At 56.5% G+C, this 22,667-nt stretch carries 20 protein-coding genes and 1 pseudogene; 4 read left to right on the top strand and 17 right to left on the bottom strand.

Features of this window, described 5'->3' with window-relative positions; genetic code table 11:
• Window positions 1-85 precede the first annotated feature (85 nt).
• Window positions 86-937, bottom strand: a complete 852-nt coding sequence (locus tag NDI79_RS21105; RefSeq protein WP_310930663.1) for a hypothetical protein — start codon at window positions 935-937, stop codon at window positions 86-88.
• Window positions 938-1,262: 325 nt separating this feature from the next.
• Complete coding sequence (locus tag NDI79_RS21100) at window positions 1,263-1,910, bottom strand: DUF6338 family protein (protein WP_310930662.1); 648 nt, start codon at window positions 1,908-1,910, stop codon at window positions 1,263-1,265.
• 572 nt (window positions 1,911-2,482) lie between these two features.
• Between NDI79_RS21100 and NDI79_RS21095 the strand changes: the two are divergent.
• A pseudogene (locus tag NDI79_RS21095) lies at window positions 2,483-2,617 on the top strand (MarR family transcriptional regulator); the annotation flags it as partial.
• Between the two features lie 2 nt (window positions 2,618-2,619).
• Here the strand turns inward: NDI79_RS21095 and NDI79_RS21090 are convergent.
• The 3 genes from NDI79_RS21090 to NDI79_RS21080 are packed head-to-tail and all read right to left on the bottom strand — an operon-like array spanning window position 2,620 to window position 3,953.
• Entirely contained in the window at window positions 2,620-3,129 is a 510-nt protein-coding gene (locus NDI79_RS21090; protein WP_310930660.1) for a PIN domain-containing protein, read from the bottom strand.
• Entirely contained in the window at window positions 3,126-3,722 is a 597-nt protein-coding gene (locus NDI79_RS21085) for a DUF7437 domain-containing protein (protein ID WP_310930659.1), read from the bottom strand. Before NDI79_RS21085 ends, NDI79_RS21090 begins: the two co-directional genes overlap by 4 nt.
• A gap of 54 nt (window positions 3,723-3,776) precedes the next feature.
• Complete coding sequence (locus tag NDI79_RS21080) at window positions 3,777-3,953, bottom strand: hypothetical protein (protein ID WP_310930658.1); 177 nt, start codon at window positions 3,951-3,953, stop codon at window positions 3,777-3,779.
• A 74-nt stretch (window positions 3,954-4,027) separates the two neighbouring features.
• Between NDI79_RS21080 and NDI79_RS21075 the strand changes: the two genes are divergently transcribed.
• From NDI79_RS21075 to NDI79_RS21065, 3 genes are all read left to right on the top strand, one after another.
• Window positions 4,028-4,555, top strand: coding sequence for a hypothetical protein (locus tag NDI79_RS21075; protein ID WP_310930657.1), 528 nt, complete (start codon window positions 4,028-4,030; stop codon window positions 4,553-4,555).
• Window positions 4,556-4,665: 110 nt separating this feature from the next.
• Window positions 4,666-5,178, top strand: coding sequence for a DUF7342 family protein (locus NDI79_RS21070; protein ID WP_310930656.1), 513 nt, complete (start codon window positions 4,666-4,668; stop codon window positions 5,176-5,178).
• A gap of 591 nt (window positions 5,179-5,769) precedes the next feature.
• Window positions 5,770-6,864: a CAP domain-containing protein gene (locus tag NDI79_RS21065; RefSeq protein ID WP_310930655.1), complete on the top strand. Its 1,095-nt coding sequence runs from the start codon at window positions 5,770-5,772 to the stop codon at window positions 6,862-6,864.
• A 60-nt stretch (window positions 6,865-6,924) separates the two neighbouring features.
• On the opposite strand, the gene NDI79_RS21060 is transcribed toward NDI79_RS21065, so the two are convergent.
• The 12 genes from NDI79_RS21060 to NDI79_RS21010 all read right to left on the bottom strand — a co-directional run bounded on the left by NDI79_RS21060 (window position 6,925) and on the right by NDI79_RS21010 (window position 22,647).
• Window positions 6,925-7,215, bottom strand: a complete 291-nt coding sequence (locus tag NDI79_RS21060; protein WP_310926376.1) for a DUF8069 family protein — start codon at window positions 7,213-7,215, stop codon at window positions 6,925-6,927.
• Window positions 7,216-7,383: 168 nt separating this feature from the next.
• The gene (locus NDI79_RS23680; protein ID WP_425499644.1) at window positions 7,384-7,818 is read right to left on the bottom strand and encodes a toxin-antitoxin system TumE family protein; all 435 of its coding nucleotides are present in this window, start codon (window positions 7,816-7,818) and stop codon (window positions 7,384-7,386) included.
• Between the two features lie 8 nt (window positions 7,819-7,826).
• The gene (locus NDI79_RS21055) at window positions 7,827-8,360 is read right to left on the bottom strand and encodes a DUF7342 family protein (RefSeq protein WP_310930654.1); all 534 of its coding nucleotides are present in this window, start codon (window positions 8,358-8,360) and stop codon (window positions 7,827-7,829) included.
• Window positions 8,361-8,497: 137 nt separating this feature from the next.
• Window positions 8,498-8,941, bottom strand: a complete 444-nt coding sequence (locus tag NDI79_RS21050; RefSeq protein ID WP_310930653.1) for a DUF8030 family protein — start codon at window positions 8,939-8,941, stop codon at window positions 8,498-8,500.
• Window positions 8,942-9,489: 548 nt separating this feature from the next.
• Window positions 9,490-11,001, bottom strand: coding sequence for a primase-associated protein (locus NDI79_RS21045; RefSeq protein WP_310930652.1), 1,512 nt, complete (start codon window positions 10,999-11,001; stop codon window positions 9,490-9,492).
• Window positions 10,998-11,882 carry a bifunctional DNA primase/polymerase gene (locus NDI79_RS21040; protein ID WP_310930651.1) on the bottom strand — a complete coding sequence of 295 codons (885 nt, stop codon included), beginning with the start codon at window positions 11,880-11,882 and terminating at the stop codon, window positions 10,998-11,000. Before NDI79_RS21040 ends, NDI79_RS21045 begins: the two co-directional genes overlap by 4 nt.
• Entirely contained in the window at window positions 11,879-15,682 is a 3,804-nt protein-coding gene (locus NDI79_RS21035; RefSeq protein WP_310930650.1) for an ATP-binding protein, read from the bottom strand. Before NDI79_RS21035 ends, NDI79_RS21040 begins: the two co-directional genes overlap by 4 nt.
• The gene (locus NDI79_RS21030; RefSeq protein ID WP_310930649.1) at window positions 15,675-17,873 is read right to left on the bottom strand and encodes a VirB4 family type IV secretion system protein; all 2,199 of its coding nucleotides are present in this window, start codon (window positions 17,871-17,873) and stop codon (window positions 15,675-15,677) included. The genes NDI79_RS21035 and NDI79_RS21030 overlap by 8 nt, the downstream gene beginning before the upstream one ends.
• Window positions 17,866-18,987: a TraC-like domain-containing protein gene (locus NDI79_RS21025; protein ID WP_310930648.1), complete on the bottom strand. Its 1,122-nt coding sequence runs from the start codon at window positions 18,985-18,987 to the stop codon at window positions 17,866-17,868. Before NDI79_RS21025 ends, NDI79_RS21030 begins: the two co-directional genes overlap by 8 nt.
• 2 nt (window positions 18,988-18,989) lie before the next feature.
• The gene (locus tag NDI79_RS21020) at window positions 18,990-20,051 is read right to left on the bottom strand and encodes a TrbL/VirB6 family protein (RefSeq protein WP_310930647.1); all 1,062 of its coding nucleotides are present in this window, start codon (window positions 20,049-20,051) and stop codon (window positions 18,990-18,992) included.
• A 2-nt stretch (window positions 20,052-20,053) separates the two neighbouring features.
• On the bottom strand, window positions 20,054-20,914 hold the full coding sequence (locus tag NDI79_RS21015) for a hypothetical protein (protein WP_310930646.1): 861 nt from the start codon (window positions 20,912-20,914) through the stop codon (window positions 20,054-20,056).
• Window positions 20,911-22,647 (bottom strand): DUF8186 domain-containing protein, encoded by a 1,737-nt coding sequence (locus tag NDI79_RS21010; protein WP_310930645.1) that lies wholly within the window; start codon window positions 22,645-22,647, stop codon window positions 20,911-20,913. The genes NDI79_RS21015 and NDI79_RS21010 overlap by 4 nt, the downstream gene beginning before the upstream one ends.
• Window positions 22,648-22,667: the final 20 nt, after the last annotated feature.

Raw genomic sequence — 22,667 nt, 5'->3', positions numbered from 1 at the left:
GGGCATCAAATCTGACGCTCGTAAGTAGCGATGATGACGTGTCCCGGGTTACAATCGGCGAGTGGGATAACTGGCAAAACACAGTCTATGAGGGAGAACTCATCAAACGGGCGTGGACCACTTGATACACCGTGGTAACGAAGATCCCTCCCAAAGGGAGGAAGTATCCCCACACATACCCAGCCATGTGTGCATAGATTCCGGTTGGAGCAGACGCCGGAAAGAGAGATAGAAGACCGAACACGAATACCGCAATTGCGCCTACCAGACGCACAATTCTTTGGTTTGCATAAGTCTCGAAAGAGTTTCTAAGACGGTACGCCATATACAGGAGTATCGCAAGCCCGATAACTGTGAAGAACAGTGTTGTGTTGCTCACCGCGTTGAGATTGTAGAACGCAAGGGAAAACCCGAGAACGAATAGTCCAAGCGACGGTATCCACGGAAAGCCATCATCAATAATTTCGACATAGTACTTCGCTATCGCTACCGCTAGAAGTCCGGTTATCGCTCCGACCGTTAGAGAGAACCCTACACTCTCGTATTTAGCGACGATTTCTGGTCTATCGGCAAACATGAAGAGGATCGTTTCGCTAGCGAAGAACGGCAGAACCAGAAGGTACGCAACGAACGCGTACCGATAAATGCGTGTAGAATCCGCTTCTCGAAGCAGGAGATAGGCAGTTCCGCCGAGTAACCAATACCCCATGAGGTTACCAATGATGTGTCCGTTAGTTCGATGAGCCAGGTTTGATCCGAGAATACTGAGAATCGTCGGGTTACGGGCTTTGTACTCTAAGATCTGCTCGCTTTGTGGGTGCAGATAGATAATCGTCAGCACTACTGTTGGTACTAGAAAGAGCAGGAAGAAGTCTCGTCGAAGCTCTGGTTCGTTGTATCTTTGATTTTGCTCCTCATTACTCTGGTTGTTCGTCATTACCTATTAGAAACCATCTAGTATAACGAATCTACCGGTAGTGTGAGTGTCGTGCCTGCTATGCAGTTGAGGTGGTGTCTTGAAATCCTTCGGCGTTCAACACTCTTTGAACGTGGCGCGAGGAACCACCAAACTCGCCCTCCCACTCGGGATGATCGCTCTTGGAGTGCTCAGACTCACAGGAACGGTCGGGCGCATGACCGGGATCGTGTTATGGGGGCTGTTGATCATCATCACTGCCATCTAAGTAGGAGGAACGTCCCCGTTCTCTGGTCGCGTCGCTAATCTTTGAACAGCAGATGACAATCAAGCGACAGTAGGAATTTTATTCGTCATCTTCTCCTTTCTGTACCATTTCGTCTTTCTCTCTCATCAGTACTCGGTCAATGTCACCACCAAGAAACAGCATATCATCACGGCCAACTGACTCGTAATCACTGATCTTCGGTTGATACCTATGTGGGTTCTCGATACGGACTTCACGTCGTCGACCTGCTCGACTCCATTCCGAAACGTCACCCGCATACAGCTGGTCGTCTTGAGTCTTAATTCGAATATTCTTTGCGTCACGCATGAAATTCTCCCAGGGTTGGCGTGGATTATATGTGACGTAGGAGTTCCTCTGCAGTGTCTTTCGAAACCGACCTGGAACATCAGTAAGAAAGCCAAGAGCGTAGAGCCCACCAACAGCAACGGAGGTGAGGAAGACTATCAAGAGATAATCCAGTTTAAGGCTAGGGTTGAACAGAATACCAGTTAATTCGTTAAGTGACGTTATTGGTCCATATATCACCTGATAGCTCCAGAGGAATGCGATGTCGATGAACAAGCTTGTGACGAGACTCCAAATTAGAAGAACAAACTGTGATAGGCTTTGTTCCATCGCGGAGAGACTGATACCGATCATTACCGCGATGAATCCTGGGGCTATTAGAACCGTATAGAAGACAGCAGTGCCGCTTGAGACTGCCATTGGAAGTCGTTATTCGTCTCCTGAGCTGTTGGTGTCACTGTTATCTGACTCGTTTCCAGCATTCTCCGTATTGGGTGGGACTTCAGCATCAACGCTGCTCGGGATACTCTCCCCCTCTGCTGTCGGGGCTTGACTGTCAGACGGGTCTTTGCTACCTCCCTTTTCGGCAGTTCGGTCAGAGGATTTCTGCGCTGAGTTCGCAGCATGGTGTCGGTCTTTGCTATTCGATTTCTGGGCGCTGTGAGTGTTCTCTTGCTGTCTGTTGTCACTCGTATCTTTACTCGCGGCTAACTGCTCGGAGTCTGAGCTCTGCTCGGAAGATTTGTCCGAGGAATCGCTACCTGATCCAGTGTTCGAATCTTCGCTCATAGAGGTCATATGGAGTGTGTACACAAAAATGAAAGCTAACCGTGGTGGAAGTATAACTACCCAATAGACTGGTAGTGTTTTTAAGGTTCTCTCGACACCAGACAGGGGAAGGTTGCGTAGTATATGTCCCTCTCGACTCGTCCTACTCACTATCTGGAACTGACTCCTCATACCGGCGGATTAGTGACATCACCATCATGCCCATCAATGCCCGCTGCAAGACGTTGGTCGCATACGGTCTCGTCGTCTCCCTCGGCAACGGTGTCTACGATATCACGCGAGAGGGAGAGCAGTACCTCGCCGGCGAACTCGACGCTCGTACTCTTGACGCAGACTAGCGTCAGCTGTCTCCAGTGACCAAGTCCTCGATGAACCGGAAGCCGTTCACGAACGTCACTGAATCCCCGTAGCCCTCACTCCCGAGCACAGCTTCGGCTCCCTCACCGGCTGCGATATCGGTCGTATAGATGTACACCTCGGTCGCCGTCCCCGTACTGAGGTGCTGGGCAGCTATGGCTGCGAGCGCGGCGTCCGCCCGCTCAACCTCATCTGCGGGCCGGTCGTCGGCGTTCGCGATGTATCGCTGGACGCCGTCCATCGCCCGCGAGACGATGGGCTCCGAAAACTCAAGCGGCGTCGCGACTGTCGTCCACCTCTCGTTAATCGCGGCGTCGACGGGTGGTGCCTCGATGTCGGGGTCGTTGACGGTCAGCTCCTCGTATACCCGTTCAGGGAGGACGAAGGTGATGTCGTTCCGGCGAGCGAATCGCCGAACAGCCTGGTAGCGGCTATTCGAGGGCTGCCCCATCGCCACGAACAGGCCAGTGTCGGCGATGTGGAGCGCGCTCACGCGTCGTCAGCTGCATCGTCGTCGATGTCCAGTCCGTCGAGTCCCGCCCCTGTTTCCTCGATGTCATGGTGCTCGTGGACGATGGGCCGGAGCGCTTGCAGGATCATCTCTGCGGCCAGCGGCGAAATATCGAGATCCTCGGCCATCAGCCGGTGGGTCACCTCACCGCGTTCCCGGGCGACGGCGTAGGTGAGCGCCGTTGCGAGGCCGGCGACGCCGTGCCGGTCAATGTACGTGTCGATATCGTCATTCGTCTCACGGCGGCCGACGGCGTCGATGAGCGCCGGCGTGATCGTATACTCGCGGTCGCCGGCGGCCGTCGTCACAGTCAGGTCGATTGCCCGGGCGGCGTACCGGCGGGGCTGCTCATCGTCAGTGACGTCGACGACGCCGGCGTCGACGAGCCGGTTGACGTAGCTGTAGGCTGTCCCCTGGGCAAGTTCGAGGTTGTCCATCACGTCCTGGACGGTCGCTTCTCTCTCCCGAGCGAGGTACGTATACAGCTGGGCGAGCTGTGGCTCTTCGAGGAGATCGGCGACCGAGAGGAAGTCTCGGATGACATCGCCGTTGGTTCGGTTTGAGGTGCGTGACATGGGCAACGAGGTGTTTACAGTTTACAGAGAATTAGTAAAGAGTATTGCGGTCAATCAGCCAAAGGGTGAGAGCGTCTCGATCATCGGGAGGCTCCGTTTCCCGACCTCACCGCGCGAAGCGCCGTGAACGTCTCCCGACCTCGCAAGCGTCCGACTCCTCGGTCGCGGCATCCCCCTATCTCCCAGCAGGAGTTCTTGAATATCTCCTAGGACGATGATCAGCATCCTCATCGGGGTACCTTCCAACCGATCACCAACATACACCTCCAATAGAAATTTATATTAAGATTATATATCTGTGCTATATGTCTGGCGCATCCTCCAAATTAAACAAACAGCAAGTAAAGCACGACCTTCATGGCGAAGAGGTGGGACGACGTGGTTCATTCTACTGTGACTTCTGCAATACTAAGATGTCCATCGAGGAGCCAGTCATGTATGATATCGCCAGAATACATGATATGGCGCACTTAGAATTACTGGTGGACCTTCCAGATGGATGGTCACTTGACGCCGCTCGGTGTCAGAACTGCGAGGTTGAAGGTATTACGCCTGAAACCGACGGCTGGGAGGAAGCAGTGGTCATACTTTCGGTCAATGAGTCAAACGGAGTCCTCAGCGTTGACGCACACAGCCTCACTGTCGTTGACTACTCCCCAGGCGAAGAGGGAGAGTGTCCACCACCGGTACAAGCAGCCTTCCTGAGTCGACAGGGCGTATCCATGTCCCGGTGGGGTTTCCTCAAAAGCGTCATCGAGACTAACGAGGTAGATGTGAGGCCACTTCAAGTCTACAGAGACATGTTAGAAGAACTGGAAGGAGAGACAGACTGAAGAAGTTTGAGCCTCTCGGCGTCGCACAGGTCCTATCAAATATCAATCTCCATTCTAGACTATTTCTTCGACCTAGTGAATATATGTTCCAACAGTTCGTAGGTCTTGGTATGCCAGCCAACGAAGAGGAGAACCGCGACAATCGGACACGAGGAGAACGAGTCCGGAGTGCCGGTCGAACACTCCACCACCTTCGGTCAGCGTCTTGGGTAGCCGACGAAACAGGCGTCTCCACGAAAACCGCTCAGAAATACCTTGACCAGCTCGTCGAGGACAACGTCCTTCGAAAAACCGACCAAGGAGACCAAACGCTGTACTGCATCGATCAACTCATGGCGAAATACCGAGAGGTAGCAGAACTCCAGCGAGCCCACTCCCGCGAAGAACTCACCGATGCCCTCGAGACCATGCGGAATAAAATCACAGACTGGAAACAAACGTACGGCGTGGAGACACCCGGAGAACTCAGAGCAAGCATCGCAGACGTTGAGAATGCAGCAGAGAGTGAGACTCGGCGTGACATCGCGAAAGAATGGGAACACCTCACCAACCGCATCCCAGTAGTGAGAGCCGCACTCAACGAATACGATTGGGCTGACGACTCAGACCCCATCTCGGCGTGAATATATGGGGCTCTCAGGCGACATCGATAGGCAAGTCTACCGGGAATTGAAAGACATCCTCCAACGATACCCCACTGTCACTGCAGTCACGTACGAACCCGATAGCATCATCAAGACCTCGATACGTGCGACAATAGACTCCGACCGGGTTAGCCCTCCGACTGGCCCACAGTCACCAACTCTCGATGTCGAGTGGCGATTCGATAAAGAGGGACAACAGTATCGCATTCACTACGCAGATCCGAATACAGGACTCAGTTGTGGGTGGCATCGTGACGATGACCACCCAGACCTCGGTCCAGTTCACTTCCAATACTCTCGAGCAGACTCCGAGGGGGCACATCATAGACCAGCGGAGATAGAGGCGAACGTCCCTTCAGAAATTCTGTGGGAAATACTTGATACCCTCTTCTCCGAGACTCTCCCCGAACTGACCTCCAGTCAGAATCGCTAGTCCTCGAAACGAGAGCGTCTCCTATAGCAGCGTCTGTAAGTCATCAGTTTCTCTTTCGGTGACTACAGGCCAGGATCAATTGCGGTCTCTCTCAACCGAACATTCATATCAAAGAAGACTACATTCTCTGTATCAATATGGGAGCGAGGGAATGCCACTACTGCGGGACGAGTCTCGAAGAAGAAGGACTCAGCACCCGCTGTAACTACTGTCGCGAACGAGTCTGTGGCGACCACCGACTCCCCGAAAAACACGACTGCCCCGGCCTCTACTACCAAAAACAATCCACCGACTCAACTCGCAAATCCTCTTCGCGGCGACCAAGCAGGTCACGGACGCCTCCGAAACCCACGTTCGGGCAGTCAAAGAAAACAGGCCAGAGCCGCCCCTCTCGAACACGGCATGCCTCGGGGTCGTCGAGAGCAGCTGGGAAGACCCCCGAAAAAACGGGTATGAGGGGACCTGATGTCAATGCCGATGGGAGCATTAAACCCCGGTCGCACCAGACCCCAGAGAAGCCCTCGTTCGACGAAGCAGGCTCGAAGTCGCCAGTGGTGACTCGTCGTCGAATCATCGGTGGTCTCTTCACAACACTTCTCGGTGCCATCGGCGCCGTCCAAACCGGCGTGATCGACTCCCCGATCAATCTCTCTGGTGTCGACATCCCGAATCTCAATACTGGCGGACAGGGCGGTGAGACCAGCGGTGGTGCATCGACGTTGACGACCGAAGCAAGCGAAACTGGCAGTGATGGTGAGGGATTATTCGGGGAAGACCTCGACGCTCAACGGGTTCAAGAGTTCGTTCACGACGCCGTGAACGCACGGCGGTCCGAAGAAGGCGTCAGTACCCTCCAGTACAGCGCAGACTTGCAGGAAGTCGCTGTCTCCCATTCTGAGGATATGGCTGAGGACGGGTATTTCGCGCACGACTCTCCAAGTGGTGAGACAATGGAAGATCGCTACGAGCAGTTCGGTATCGACTGTCGACTCAGTGGGGAGAACATCGCGCAAACGTGGTACAAAGAACACGTCCAAACCGACGACGGCGAACAGTATTACGATACGAACAAGGCCCTCGCTGAAGGGATTGTGACGCAGTGGATGAACTCGCCGGGGCATCGAGAAAATCTGCTTCGAGACCGATTCAGCAAGGAAGGCATCGGGATCGCCGTCGTTGAGGTTGATGACGGCACGAAGGTTTTCGCCACCCAGAACTTCTGTGGGTCGTAACCCCGTGACTTCACATCGAGAGCGCATCACAGAAGGTACAGCCAGCAAGTGTCTGTTGCATCACTCTCCTCCCTCGTCGGTGTCGTGAGCGGCAGTCCAGCCCCGATGAAAGAGTGCGAGTTGGAGAATCGAGTCGAATGCTTCGTCGCTTGGTTCGTGGACGAGAACGCGTTCGTTGGGGATGGGAATGACGACGTCGTCGTCGACGAGGTTGTTGACGAGAGAATGGGCCCTTTCGTCGTCAATATCCGCTATTGCGACGCGGGCGGCATCTCGGTCCTGTGCGACGAGTTCCGCTTCAAACCGTTCGTGGTCGGCTGATGCATCGTCGAGTGTGTCTGTACCGGGCATGGGAATCACGTCGGCGCGAATCTACGCGCCTCGGCCTCTCAGGCGCGGACAAACTGCTCTCTGCTACGTGTTTAACCAACGGTGCAAGGGGGCTATGGTTCTGTGTTGGTTAATTCGCAGCGGAGTGACGAAATTGTTCGCGATATAAGTTCACCTTTGGGACATCCCTTACTCACTCCACAGGGTCGCTATCCGGTCTTCAATTTCGTCGAGGACGAGCCGAAGCACGTCGCGATGGTCGGTCGGCCATGAAGCATCGTCGCCGGGGGTAGGGGCAGCCGGTGGGGGGTGGAAATGGTCTCGGGTGTTGTGAGGGTTGGGATGACGATCCCACCGACATTCCCAGGAGCGGTCTGACTGAACCTCCCGGTAGTGAATTTTGAAGTCGTCGTTCGTGTACCAGCGAACAGTCAGAGTCGTCTCCTCGACGGAGTCCGGATAGTACGATGGCGCGAGTGTCACACGAAGTTCGAAATGGCCGCTCGCGTCGGTGATACGTGCTGTTGCGACCTGACCCGTTGCTTGAAGACGCGTCCGCAGGAACTCGAGTATCGGGCGATCAATAGGGGCGGGGCTTCCGCCGTCACCTGTGGGCGGCACCATCGGTGTGACTACCCGGATACCTGTTCGGTTTCAGTGCTTGCGCGTTGCTGACGGGCACGTTCGTAGCGTGTTCGCTCCTTGATGGCAGTCGCCCAGTCGCCGAGGTCACCGTACACGTCATCGATTGTTCGGTCGTCGCTCGATTCTGCAGTGGCGACGGCGTCGACAGCCGCTGGCGTCGGAGCACCATACGTATCCTCGTACTCCTCGATCCGCGAGCTCAGTTCCCGAACGTGCTGCTGGAGGTCTTCGACGGAGTGGTCGGCCGCGAGCTGGTTGATTCGCCGCCACTCGAAGTAGGCGTCGTTGCGCTCGTATGTGGCTGGATGGCCATCGTGGCGCGTGACGATACCGAGTTCACTGAACCAGCCCAGATATTTCCGAGCAGTTTTCGAGTCACAGTCGGCGACGTTGGCGATGGCGCTCGCTGTTGTCGGCTCACGAGTCTGGAGAATCGTCCCGTAGATGCGTTGCTCAACATCGTCGCCACGAAACGCATCCTCGAAGGAAGGCGGGCCGTCTGGAGACTCGCTGTTGGACATACTTGTTCTTGCGTGGCACAGGATATAGTTCTTACTTTGGGGAATAGTTTCCTGACTTTGTGCGGGGTGGAATCCACCAACTGGCCACAATCTTAACCAACAGACGTTATGGTCTTATGCTATTGTTGGTTAAGACATCACTCCTGAACTCGCAGCTTCCGAACTGGCATCACCTGGAATTTGTCGGGGTCGCCAACGACGCCATGCTGACCCACACCACAGCCCAGTGACGACCGCTGTGTGAGTCGGTTGACCAACTCCTCACGAACCGCTTCACGGCTGACTGTCGTTTCGTGCCAGCCGAGACGCTCGTCGAAATACCGCTTCTGGAACCGCTGGCCGACGTCGTCGACGGCGATGAACTGTGTTCGCTTCACGCCCGCTACGCTCGTCGAGACGAACTCGGCTCCGACGTCTTCGTGGGTGAGTTCGACGAGTGCGCACTCGACAAATGAGACGATGCTAGTCTGACTTCTGTTGTGAGGGAGCGTCAGTTCGAGATCTGTCCGCGATTCTTCGCTCAGTTGCTCCGCCTGCTCGCTAGAGAGTCGTGATTGCTGTTGCTCGTGTTCAGATGACATGGTTGTTGAGTGGGGTGCCTACGACAGCCCCCTCGCCCCTCTCGGGGGCGACAAACTCCATCGCGGATCGCATCACCACCCTGTGAGTGAATTCTGACATATCGGCTAGAGACAGTCGTCGTTTGATGGCCCTTCGGCCCGAGAGAGCCAGCGGCGCTTGCACCGCTGTACCCTAGCCTTCCTTTGGACAATTCTGGAGGTACAGAATGGGATGAAACGGGCTTAAATTCAGCAAGAAGGCCGTCGGGCAGTTCTCAGACGCTATTGATGTCCTCGACGAGTTCTACGATACAGTGATTGGGTGAAATTGTGCTTGACGAAGTGGTGAAACCCTTGAATTCGAGAGAATCTGATTCGCAGTGTAATTGAAACTGGGCATAACTGACTGACGGCAAATGATGGGCTACGTGATGTTGCTCCTAGTGACTCATCCGATTTTGTCCAAATTGGTCGATACAAGGCCTGAAAAGTGGATGACGAGATTTTAATATCCGTCACACTCCCATCTTCTGAATAATGGTATGATTCCTGACAACCGACTGTCTGCGTTAGAACTCGTTTTCCTTACCCTCGGCTTCACGTAGTCGATCGTACATCTCATCCGGGAAGGGGAGGCTCCCCCAAATCGAATACGGACACTGGTCCTGACCGATGCAGTACCGCTGCATATCATCGTTGTCGCAGTTCATCGGAAGCGGGGTGTCGCCTCCAATCGTGTTCGAGAACTCGTAGCGAATCTGGTAATCGGTAACCTGTTCATCGTACCACGGCCACCGTGAGAAGACGTCCTTGAGGTCTGCGACAATCGTCTCGAGGTCGCTGTTCTGATACTGTGGCAGCCACATCACCATCCGGGCGAAGTTGTACAGGTCCTTTCGGACTGGCTTCTTCTCGTGGAGACGTTCGGCCATATTCGCCATACAGGGGAGTTCGAACAGATCCTCGATTGACTCGACATCGAGGGGCTGGACGCCACGCGAAGACTCCTGAACCCGATAGTGGTTCGTATTTCCGTGCTGCCGGATAGTCAAACTTCGGTGGTCACGCTGGGATGCGAGAAGGTTCCCGAGGCTCCGTGGACTCGAAATCCGATTACAGACGTCTCGCTTCCAGCTCGCTTCCGAGTCGTATGCCTCCACCGCTTCAAACAGCTCCTTCGCCGAGTGGAACTCTCCCAGTGAGACAACCTCGTCTGGAGCGTCTCGAATCGCATCCCGAAGCACACGGATGGTCCGTTCACCGGGGTTCCAGTCTTGCCAGATCCGTTCGTGGTGTCCCGTCTCGATGAAGCGGTCGATGCGCTCTGTGATGGCCGACTCATTCGTCGTCAGCCACGTGAGCTGGTCTTCTGAGAGGTTCTCCTCTTGGACTCGCAGGAGCTTCTTGAACGCACGTCTGGCATACTCGCGATACTTCGTATCGAAATCACCAGCCGGCACATAGAGATGGTTGTTCTTGACACGAGTGAGCAGTTCTCCGGATTCGCCTGTCTCAGTATCGGCGTGAACGAGGCAATCCCTCGACGCTGCAGCCATCGGAATTTCGAGATACAACCCGTCACTGAATTCGGGCATCTCTTTGATTCCAGTACAAACGCGACCGGGGTGTGGTCCGTCCTCTCCGGGGTCTTTCGCGTACAGCACCTCCGCGATATCCTGTTGGAGACTCCCATCACCGAATTCTCGAAGGAGAGAGGCGAGATTGTTGACGTAGAGTTCGCGAATATCGTAGAGGACCTGTACCTTTCGCGGTGGAACGTGTTCGAACTTTGGGTGTGATTTCACGCAGATTGCGTTCAACGTCGCAAGGACGGCGAGCGTTCCGGGTTCGTCGACGAAGGGCTCCTCTGCGGCGTTGGCCCTGACGTCTTCTTTGAACGCCGCCGTCCCGAACCGCTCGAGATCGTTCAACAGATCTTCCGGTTGATCTTCGCCGTCGACGATGTAGCGATTGTAGCCTCGCGTGAACAGTTGGTTAATGCGTGTCGTGCCGTATTCAAGCGGGAGCGTCGCAACGCGGTAGGCGGTACGCTCGTCCTCGACAGGGGTTGACTGACTCATGACTGGATGATCTCCGGTGTTGCAGACCGAACGTCGAAGTTTGGACTCTCTATCGGCGTGACGATACTGCAGACGTCAGCGTGCAACGAGTAGGGGAGTCGGGTGACTCGACGTCGGTCGGCGGTAACTACTGGGTCGATGGGAATCTCGTAGGTGTCTTGCAGAAGGTCGTTCAGCACTTCTCGGCTCTTCGCGTCGTACCGATGGGCAGGGCCCGTATCGAGGACATAAACGTGAACGCCTTGGCCGCTGTACACCACTACCGTCTCCTCGGCGTTGAAGTCGTCCTCGAAGATATCTCGTAGCTCGAAGCCGTACTCGATAGCCCGTTCAACATCCTCGAAGGAATACGGGTAGCCTACCGGGTCCGCTTCGAAAATGCCCGCGGTATCGAGCAGCACCTCGCTGTCTCCCGTACCATCTCTGTCAGGTACTGCTCGTGTTGCTCGCTCTCGAGCGATCGTTTTCGCGTCGATATCGACGAGGAGCACCCACGGCCGTTCCCAGTGATCGAGAGCGTAGTAGACTGCATCAGGACGCGGGTCTGGTTTGTCGAGCAGATCGGGGTCGGCGAGTGCGAAGTTGCTCCGTCCGAGTGGATCGTTCCGTGCTGGATGGCAGAGGAACTCGAGGACGTCGTTGAACTCGTGGAATGCCGCCGAGGTCCGTTCACCTGAGACGTTCGTTTGCCACGTATCTCGTCGGATGAAGTCCTTGTCTGGGACTCCGTCTTTCCGTACCGGGTGAGGGTCTCGAAACGCGAGTGCGTACTGCTTCGGCCCCTTTGCTGTGATGAACGGTGGGAGTTCGTCGATGTACGAGGGGAACTCTTCTATGTAGTACCTGTAGATCTCCTCGCGCGTAGCTTGGCGCCAACTCATGAATTGAACTCCTGGTCGAGTTTGTGGAAACTCCGGATCGTCGTCAGCCCAGCTGCGTCGAACGATTCAGCGGCCTCCCGAATATCCGAGAATCGACGGGCTGCACGCCCGCTCACACTGTGTTCTATTCGGTCGGCTTCTGCAAGACGGTCCAACACCTCGACGGCTGTCTCGCGTCTGTTGAACACCCATATAGCGTTCGCATCCACCGCACTCTGCTTGTCGTAGTCGTCAACCGGCGCGTGTTTGTTATTACTCGCAAGTTCGGCTTCACCGACCCACACGAGTTCCCCGTCAGCATCGAGGCCGGCGACGTCGAACACCGTCTCTTCATCGTACTCGTAGTAGGGTTCGACCTGTGTGACGTCGTCGCGGGAATCTAACCACAGTTCGAGTAGCTTCACACCAACTTTGTGCGGCGTCTTCTCACCGATATCTCCCTGATTAGGACCGACCTTGAGTTTCTGCCCGAGCAGCTCACGCCCTGCCGGGAGGACTGTGTAGTATTTCCGACCGCAGGCTCGCCCTTCCTCTAGCAGGTCTTTCTCGACGAGACGTTGCACATCCAGATCCTCAAAGTCGCTCTTGAACGAATTCATTGAATCCAAGAGTCTGTGATTTGAGGCGTCACCATTCATCACGTCAAGGATGCGGGTCAAGAATCGGACGTCGTCGTGGGTGAGCCCGTGCCGCTGGAGTTCGTCATCTGAGACGGTTACACCACCTGCCTGTACCGGTGACGATCCATTCTCCTCGACGGCAGTCTCCTCTTCTTCACCGACTGGTTCTTCCGACGCAGTTACCTCGGAATCTCCAGACAGCGAGGGAGTGGTGTCCGCGTCTTTCTCTTTCTTCTCTTCGTCGCTTGCTGAACCATTGGTTGCCTGTCGGAGGAACGACGACTGCGTCGATTCCACTGGGCTAGTTGAGTCTACGAATGTCGGGCCTTCATCGTTCGCTCTACTCCCCCAGCTGTCGTCGGCTGTCTCCGATTCGTTGGTGGTCTCAGCAAGCCCGTACTGGGCCTGTGTTCGCTCCGACAGTCGCGGAAGGGCCACGGTCTCGAAGTGGTCCGCCTGCTCGACAGAAAACGGCTCGTCGCTTTCTGGATGCCCCGGTGCGATCGGCAGTGGCTTCACCGAGAACGGGGCTGGGCCCGTCTCCCCGAATGAGGGACTCGGGAGTTGCGCAATCCACTCCCCGCTGGGGAGCGTGTTGATCCGATTGCGGAGGTCAGTCGGGCTCAAGTCTTCGTGGGCCAACGACTCAGCGAGGTCGCGCTCGATGGAAATATTCCCGATGAGCTTCGTCTTGATGTTGTTGAGGACTTCGTCGTAGGCCCGTTCGCTTCGATTCCGAACCTGTCCGGGGAACTGCATCACCAGCCCCATACTTAGGCCGAAGGACCGACCTTGGGGAAGCAACTGTTCGGAAACGAGTTTCGTGGCGGCGATGGGTGCCGCCTCCTCAATGATGAGGTTCGTGAGCTTCTCGTAGTCCGTTTGCCCGTCACGTCGACGCACCTGCACCGCATCCCAGAGGTTACTCAAGAGCAGAAGTGTGATGGCCCGCTGGGCTTCCGGACGGAGATCACCGAGATCGAACAGAATTGTGATGTCTTCGTCGAGGAACTCGCGGAAGTCGAATCGGTTGTCGACGTACTCTCCGGTCTCGTCCTGTTCCGGGACGTGACTGAAGATCCGTCGCAAGTGCGTGTCTTCTCTGAGTTTATCGAGGCGGTTGCCGACCGCGTCCATCGACACCTGGAACTGGTGGTCGTCCTTCGAGAAATGCCGCGTGAGTGACTCCTCGACGTTTGTATTGTCTGCCGAAACCGGTGGGATTGTTCGCTCACGTTGCATCTGGAGTGCTGCCGCGAAGAGGTCGTCAAGCCCGAAGACATTGCTCCCATACTCCTCATCGAAGAGCGCCTTGATGAGGTAGCTGAGGATTTCGTTGGCGACGAACGCTTGTCCGTACATCTCGCGTCCCATCACCATCCCCATGATATCGTGGAAATGGTCGACCTTATCCTGAATCGCGTCTTCGCGGTTTCGTCCTGCTTCGAGCGCAGGCCGAATATCGAAGAAAGAGAACGCAGGGAGCGTCTCTGGAACGCGGAACTGGTAGACGTCGTCCAACCCACTGAAGTGCTCGTAGTGGCAGCGAAGGTAGTTCGCACACATCCCGTCGCCTTTCCGATCGACGATGACGACGGGCCCACCTGTTGTCTCTCGCAGAGACAACGCGTCGTTGATAATCGCCTTCGATTTCCCGCCGCCGGTCGATGCGAACCGGCCGTAGTGCGTTGTCAAGAGATTCGGCGGAATCCGGATCGGGTCCGGTTGGGGAGACCCATTCTCATCGAGTGCATACCCGACCGCCATCCCCTGTTGGAACTGTTGAATAAGGTCTGGATTCGGCCACGGAAGCGGATTCCGGCTCTGCTGTTCAGCGCGAGTCCCGCGTGTTCCTTCTACTGTGAGTTGCTCGGAGGAAGGAACCAAGACGAAGTTCGCGAGTTCCGCCCCACTGAGGACGAAATCCGGTCGGGTCTTGCCTCGACCGACCGCAATCTCTCGATCGAGTAGCTGCTGAAGGGCCGTTCGAGCGTTCTTCTCCTTCGTCTGTTCTCGAAAGCCCTCAGCACGGAGTCGTTTGCCAGTGACTTCGTAATAGGGACCGTCGATCGGGTCGAACACGGGCCGAAGGGAGTCCATCTGAGCTGCAAGCTCGTCACGGGATGCACTGTCAACTGGGACGCCCACTGCTCGAATGTTTGCGGTAAACGACCGGTTGTGGTTCTTCGCGTCGATGTATTCGATCCGCTTTGCGACTGATTCGGGGAACTGTCTCTCCTCGCGACCGTTCTGTCGCTCTTCGACCGCGAAGAATGAGCCAATGAGTTCTTGGATGAAGGTATCCCGTCCATCGAGAAGGTCCTCTCTGCGAAGTTCAGCGTCGGCCTGCCAGGGTGCCCGCCGTTCGAACACAACTTGGAACGCCACAGGCGACGCTGTCTCCATCAGATAGTCGACGAGTGAGGCCAGCGCCGAGCCGGGCTGGTCGACAGCAGTTACTGCGTCGTCGTCATCACTGGATGCGAAGGGCGTCAGCGACGTCATCCAGTCCTTCTTCCGGGTGGCTGAACCGGACCAGCGCACGCCAACTGGCGAGACGGCGTCGATAGTTGGTCGAGCCAGTATCGTTCCCTCCGTCGTCTCGGTTGGTTTTTCGAGTGTCGTCAGTGGCCCGTCTTCGGGAACTGCACTCGGTGGTGCGAGTTCGAGTGCGGTGTTCCCTATCTCGATGAGATGATTTGTAGCTCTCTGGGCCGTTGCATCGCCAGTAGAGAGGGGGGACGTTTCCGACGTTTCTGTCTGGCCCTCGCCGTCGAGAGCGTGCTGCTCCTCGGGACCAAATTCGTACTGTAGTTGCCCTGCTTCGTAGTGGTCGATGAACTCCGATCGTGTGAACTCGACTGGCTGGATGAGCCGTGAGGCGACGTCGACGTCAACGCGTTCGATATCGAACGTCTCGGGATAGATCGAACGGAGACGCTTCTCGAAAGTGTCGAGGTTCTCGCCGACGCCGTAGTAGAACTCGACTGGCTCGTCCGGTCCATCGCTTAGGGCAAGAAACTCGAACCGGGGCGGTGTTTCACTGTGGAACGGGTTCAGCTTCTCTGTGAGGCTTTCCGATCCAGTATTCGTGAGCTTGTGAAGACTAGCGAGAACACGCGAGATTCCCGCAGAATCGAGCTGTTCGGACGTCGGCGTGACGCGGAGATACTCACGCATCCTCGTCCACCTCCACCGATCCACCATCAGGTTTCGCAGTGACCGACTGTGACTCTCCGTTCGTGGCCTGCTGTTCGAGCTCCTCACGGAACTGCTGCACGTCAGTAGTGGCGGCCTCCTCGTCAGCACCAGGAAGTGTTTCTCGTGTCTGTTCGGCTGGATCGAAATCGATGACTTGCTTTTCCTTGGACATTGCCTGCACCTTGATCCCACGCCACTCGCCGTCGACACCGACGAGCGCCTCAGAGAACCCGGCGTCCTCGTTGCCGGGCACCGCATCCTGTACGTAGCGCATCTGTGCATAATTCAGACCGAACTCCTCGGCCCACTCTTCGTCCATCCCATCCAGGCGATGGAACTGCTTGACTGCACACTGATCGAGGATTGCCTCTGATTCGGCGTGCTCGAAGAACTCATCGACCGTCTGGGTGACGAGGCGAATCGAGAGGTCGTGGTGACGGTGGTGACGGAACACCGTTTCAAGGAACGCCAGACTCGCGGCGTCCTGCATGATATAGCGCGCCTCGTCGATGACAAACACGACTTCCTTGTCCGTCTCCTTCGCTCGCTCGTACACCAGCGAGATGAGTAACTGCATCGTCAGCGCCGTACTGCTGTCGACACTGCCTTCCTGCTGCGCAAGGTCGAGGTAGATGACCTTCTCGTCGCGAATGTCGAACTCGGAGGACTTCCCAAGATTGGCGTGGCGACCCTCTTCCTCGAAGGGGCGCAGTTGGTCCAGCAGCCAGGTTGCGTCCTCGCGGATTTTTCCGGCCTCCTCGTCGGACCGGACGACGAACTCCTCCGGTTCGTCGATCATATCCTCGAAGACGTCCATCATCTCCCGAATCGTCGGGCTTGGGTTACTGTGCGTCGAGATGTCGTCGGAGATACTATTACGCATGTAGGCGCGTTTGAGTCCGAGTTCGAGCGTCGTCCGACGATCCCCGAGCGAGATACCACGCAGTGCGAAGAAGTTCGTGAGGAAGCTCATCGCGTCGTCGAGTTTCTCGTTGAACGGACTCGCATCCTCACCCATCGCCCGCTGGACGTGGTCGGGCGTCTGGCGAATCTCTAAGGGATTCAGCCCAAGCGTCCCACCGACGGTGATGCGTTTCGCATCGAGCGCTTCAGAGACGCCCGCCCAGTTGTTGAGCGGTTCGAGGATGATACCGATGCGGTCCTTGCTCTGTTCGATCGAGCGGATGAAGTTCTGTTTCGAGCCGAACGACTTCCCGGAGCCAGTATCGCCGACGGTGAACATCGCGTACCCGTTGTCACGGTCGAACGGGTCGATGACGACAGGACTCTGGTTGTCCTTGTGGATACCGAACTCGACACCACCCTCTTCGAGGATTGTCGCGTTGTGCGGCGACGAGAGCAGTGCACCGATGGCACCACCGAGGGCGATGGACTCGCGGCCAAACTTGTTGTCTCCAATCGGGGCAGCGGACTGGAGCGCGAGGTCCTGCCGACAGATTGCAGTCTTCGGCGTGAGGTTCGCCGGGTCATCGCGGAGCGCACTCTTGACCTTCTGGACGGAGTCTCGGAGGTCATCTTTGTTGTCGTCACGAACCGTGATGAACATCCCTTGGTCGAAGACGTTCGCGCCGCTCTCGACGGCCTTGTACGTCGCAGCAGCTTCGTTTGCCCGCTCTTGGAGGTACGCACTGCGGACGCTCTGTTCGAGGTCGGCATCGACTTGGAGGTCATCAGCGATGTCTTGCAGCTCGTTCCGCGCTCGCTGCTGGTTCTTCGGGGTGATGTGCGCTGTGAGGTCGAACTCGACGTCTGTCAACTCGAAGAGGTCGCTTAGATAGCCGTCATTCGGGTAATCGGCGTAGTCAGCGATGTACAGCGTCGTTGTCCACTGCTCGCCGACGTGAGCCGCTCGTGTCTCCCACTCGATGGCTGCCGGCGAAATCACTGTCTTGTGGGACTCGGAAATGTCGTCGAGGAGCTGGCCCTCTGCGTGACCCTCTTCGAGCGTCTTCTCGTCGAGGACATCCGAAAAGTCGACTTCCGGTTCGCTGTCGGCGGTGTGGCGGTCCCAGAGACGTTTGCCACTGGCCCCGAGGGTAACGACCAGTATGGCGAAAATCGCCGCGCCTTCGGGCGACGTCGGGTTCAGAAGCCACTCTGTGAGTTGGCCGAGGATACCGCCACTCGCCTGCAGGATGACGTTACGCATTGACCTCATCCTCCCGGCGTGAGCGACCGATGATCGGTTGCTCGCGAACAGCGTGCTCTGCCTCCTCGGCGTCGTGCTCTCGCCCGTTCCAGAAGTCCATGTTCAGGACGAACAGTTCGACCGTACTGAGCCGGCGAGCGGACCACCCGGACGCCTGTTGGATGAATTCGGCGCGAACATCGTTGACGCGGCTGTCCAGTTTCTCGAACATCTGAGCCCGCCGCTCAACATCCGTCAGGTCCTCACGCCGCGTCACGAACGGGTTGAATAGGAATCCGATGACGGGGAACTGCGTCAGTTTCTCGGCGGGCGTCCCTTCGTCTCGGAATCGGTCGTAAACCTCTAGCGGGGAGACCTCGACACCGAGGTAGTATCGTACCTGCTGAATTCCTCGATCACGCATCTCCTTGGGTCGTGTCTCTCGGTACTCCTCGAGGAGTTCTCGGAAGATCGGATTCTGTGTGACGTCCTCGTCGTTGAGTCGTTCTTCGATCGTCTCTGTAATCTGTTCCACTGGGAATGACCGAGTTGTCGCATGGAACTTGAGCTTCGAGTCAAGTTCCTTGTTGGCGAACTCTTCGCCCGCCTCTTGGAGCTGTGCCCAGTCATCGGACATGGCGAAGTCCATGTTCCCGGGGTCGATCTCGATGAAGGCCTCCATCGTTCCGTCTGCCCGTTGAATCGCTCCAGCGCCGGGCCACGCCCGCTTGACGTTCGTGAGGTCTTGCGTTCGCTCGTCCGGTTTGAACGGTGTGTAGTTCGCGAGCCCACCGTCGTTTCGTTCAGTCTCGTTTGTGGTACTGTCGGGCTCTTCTGGGGCACTGAACGTGACTCGCGGACGCTTGGCGTACCGATAGATGCTCTTCGTCCAGGTCCACGCATTGAGGTGGTTGGGAGAGACGTAGATGACAGCAACGCCAAACCCGAATCCACCCACGACGAACGGAAGGGCGAGTGATTCAATCCCAGTGAGACCTGCGATGAACAGGCCGATAATCGGGAAGGCGATGAGTACGCCGACGTCCCCCTCCTCGATATTGAGGTAGGGGATGCGACTCTCTTCGCCGAACTGGTCCATGATGCGTCGTGCGGCTGCGTCTTGATCCATTGACATTGTTAGTGAATTCCAGGGTCGTTCTCGGTTCGCCGGTACGACGGCGTGCTATTCTCTTCGGTACCGCTCTCTGCTCGTGCTGCTGCCTTCTGAGCGAGAGCGTGACCAGCAGCTGCCTTTGGTCCCCACCGAGCAGCAGTCGTCGCGACGCCGGCGCCACCGACGTATGCACCCGCTGCGACACCGCCGATGAGTGCTGCTCCTTTCGTCGCTCCTCCGACGACCTTGGCAGTCAGCGGAGTCGCGTACTTGAACGTCTTCCAGGTGAGATAGAGAGCAATTAGGGGTAGTGATGCAGCTACCAGGTACTTCAGAAATGGGCTGTTGGGGGTAAGTGCCCCCTCTGAGTAGAGCAGATCGTATCCTTTGAATACGACTGCTGCTGGAAGCGGAAGGACTGCAAGAGGCACAAATCGTTTTGAGAACCCCATAGCGATGTCAGAAAGAACGGGGATATTACCGTAGGCGAGAGCGAACGCAATTGGCATCCCATACACGTAGACGTAGAGAAGAACCTCTCGGATGTAGTACAGTGCCTCAAGCGCCCACATCGAGAGGCCCCCCATAACCGCAAATAGGAAACTGAGTCCTGGGTTAGTCAGCGACTCCTTTAGGAAATTAAGCATCGCATCTCCCAACGAGCTTAGACTCGGCATGAGGGCGATTGTAAATCCGTCAACCAAGTAGAGCCCGAGAATGCCCACCCAGTACCAACTGATGATGAGAAACGCTCCAACCCACGCGGTCTTCTTCGTCCGTCTTGCCTCATACGCACTCCCGATATTGAAAATCCGAATCGTGTGTCGACCCTGGACAGACATTACCAGAAGAAGCAGTGAAATCAGCATTATCTCACCACCAACCAACGCATCGCGGATTGCTGGCCAGGGTCCGTTTGTTGGGGCACCGAAGACAAACGCTCCTTCTGTTTCGGGCGTAGGTGTTCCGAACATCTCCGCAGTGAGGGTTTCATAACCGGTGTTCAGCCCCTCCATGAAGAGGCCAATCACCCAGTCGACAACGTCTTTGAATCCCTCTAAGACGACATCAATCAGGTCAACCATAGCTACGCCTCACTAATTGTAGTATCACAGTTATCGAACTCTTCTGATGCAGAGTACTGGATGCTGTATGTCTTAGAGACCGTATTTGCTCCAACTCGCGTTTCTAAGACGACCTCGAACTCACCAACTTGTTCTTCGCTCTTACACGACGTTCCCTCTCCTCGAATGAAAGCAAACGGTGATCGGTAACTGTACAGTGTAAGCTTCTCTCCCGGTTCTACGACTACAGCATCCACTTCTGTATCCGTTTCAGGATCGTAAATGCCGCTTACATCATCGTTGTCGGCGTAGTTCGTACCTTCTTCATCTGACGGATACGGAACATCTCCAATGAAGAGGAGCTGCGTTATCGCAGCTGGACCACTACCCTGGTTTTCGACAGTTACGAATGCCTCTTTGGTTACCTTGTCACTCGAACTATCCCACATCTTTTCTGGTTGATTCCGCCCTATACCCATCTCTACAATGCTGAGATTCGGTTGGATGGAAAGGGAGGTCTCCACTACTGTTTCCTCACTTTTCAGAGCGACCACGCGGTACTCTCCCGGTTCGTACGCAGTTCCGATCTCGAACGAGACCTGCCGGGCCCCTGCAGCCACGTCACGCGTTCCGAACAGCTCTCCGTTCGGCTGGATAAGGTTAACCTGGTCGACGTCGGCTTCTACTGAGAGCTCAACGACGAGTGCCGGCCCTTCGACGGCGACTCGTTTGAGCGGTCCCTGACTGTCGGGGGAGGTTGTTCCGTCACCAGGCGTTCCGGAGCTTTCGCCATTGTTCAGACAGCCAGCTACGCTCGCAAGCGCGGCACCTGCCACTGTTTGGAGGGCGTTTCTACGACTGATGTATGGATTGTTTCTGGTCATGGGTTTCGTTGGAAGATGTCTGCTGGACCGAGCATTCGGAGGAGACGGCGTCCCGCGTAGAACATCACGAAGAAAGGGATGAACTGCCAGCCGGCCTCGAAGACGAGGTCGAACCAGCCATCGATGGTTCCGAGTGGATGCCACCGAGCGGTCGCCGTGTCACTCACGTAGGCCGGGTTGTGTCCGAGCCACGAGCCCGGATGATAGCGGGCCGTGTAGATACCCGGTTCAGTGACCGTTACGATGGCGACGCCAGAGGCGTTGGTCTCGACCTCCTGACCAGCGATGGTGATGTAGCCACTACGGGCGCTCCCACTGATCAGATACCGACGGGTATCGTCATTGAGGATGATCGGTGCACCAGTCCCGTTGTCACGTAGTTCGATTCGGAGCGTCGCCTGCGACTGGTTCTGCTCGAGAACCTCAACCGTCAGGTTACTGCGTCGAAGCTGCCGCTCGGACCCGGCGTCGGGCTCAACGATAGATGCGTTCACGCCGCGAACGATGCCGGCAACGTGGAGCGCCTCTCGGTCGACGTTCTCAGCACGGACGGCGACACCGTACGTCGTCTCGTAGGACTGGTTGACGACCTCAATGGTGACGTTTTCGCCGATACTCTCTAATGGGGAGGACCGTTCGGTCCCCCACGTGTCGATGATCTCCGGGCCGTCCCGAACGGGTTCAGCACGCGGTCCGATTCGAGATGGATACGCGTGGACGTACACAGGGATCGCATCGGACTCAACTTCGGCGCTGTCGGTTCGATTCGATCTGACGAGCGTATCCCAGTTGGTGTTGTGAGCGGTGTAGAACCGCCAGACACCACGCACGCTCGCGTTCCCATCGTCGGAGAAAGTGTACCCTTGCCACGGGCGGGACTGGAAGATAGCGACGCCAGCATCGCCATTGGGATACTCAGCGTCGTAGGGGTACGCGGAGAGGTCATAAATCTCGACGTCGATCGAGTCGGAGACGTTTTGCGTCTCCTCTCGGTAGACGACCTCGACATCGGTTCCGTTGACCCCGTCAGTCTCTATCGTCTTCTTCAGTCGGACGTGGATCTCGGCTTCAAGGGAGAGAGTCGCGCTCCAGTCGTCGTTGATCTGGTAGTCGAGAGCGGGTGTGTGCGACCCATCGGTCCTCGCAATAGTCTCTCCATCTTTCTGCAATCGAACCTCCTCGATCTCGTGGTCTGCGAGCGACCATTCGATAGTCTGGTTCTCAGAGGAACTCCCGTTTGGAACACGGATGCGGTAATCGACGAACCCGCTCATCGTTCCATTCGGTGCGATGTAGAGTGGGGTTTCACCGGATTCGAGATGGCCATGGGTCGATGGCTGCACCGCGAATACGGTCGCGTGGGCATCCGCGATGAACACGCCATCTTCGAGCGACGCGTGGGGTGGGTGAACAGACGTATCCGAGCCACCGGCTTCGAGGTCCTCGAAGTCGTTCCGAGTCCACGTCGCGGCGGTCGCGGGCGGCCGCTTGAACGTGATATCGCTGCCGTTTGCGAGCTGGTGAATGGCAGTTCGCTCGTCACCGTAGCGTTGGCGGTACGCTTCTTGGCTGGTGTAGTTATCTGTGTCCCGAGACCACAGCGTCGCGGATTCGTTCTCAGAGAGTCCATTGTCGTCCGTTCCCGGTCGTGGTGGGGTAGCTGTGACGAGGCCTGTAGCGAGGCTCGTCGCCAGCAGGGTGGCCATGAGCACGGAGAGTTCTCGGTGTTCCATGGGCTTCGTGATGGATTGGG

The sequence above is a fragment of the Halogeometricum sp. S3BR5-2 genome, from assembly GCF_031624635.1.
Taxonomy (GTDB): Archaea; Halobacteriota; Halobacteria; order Halobacteriales; family Haloferacaceae; genus Halogeometricum; species Halogeometricum luteum.
This window is presented reverse-complemented; position numbering and strand designations above follow the sequence as displayed.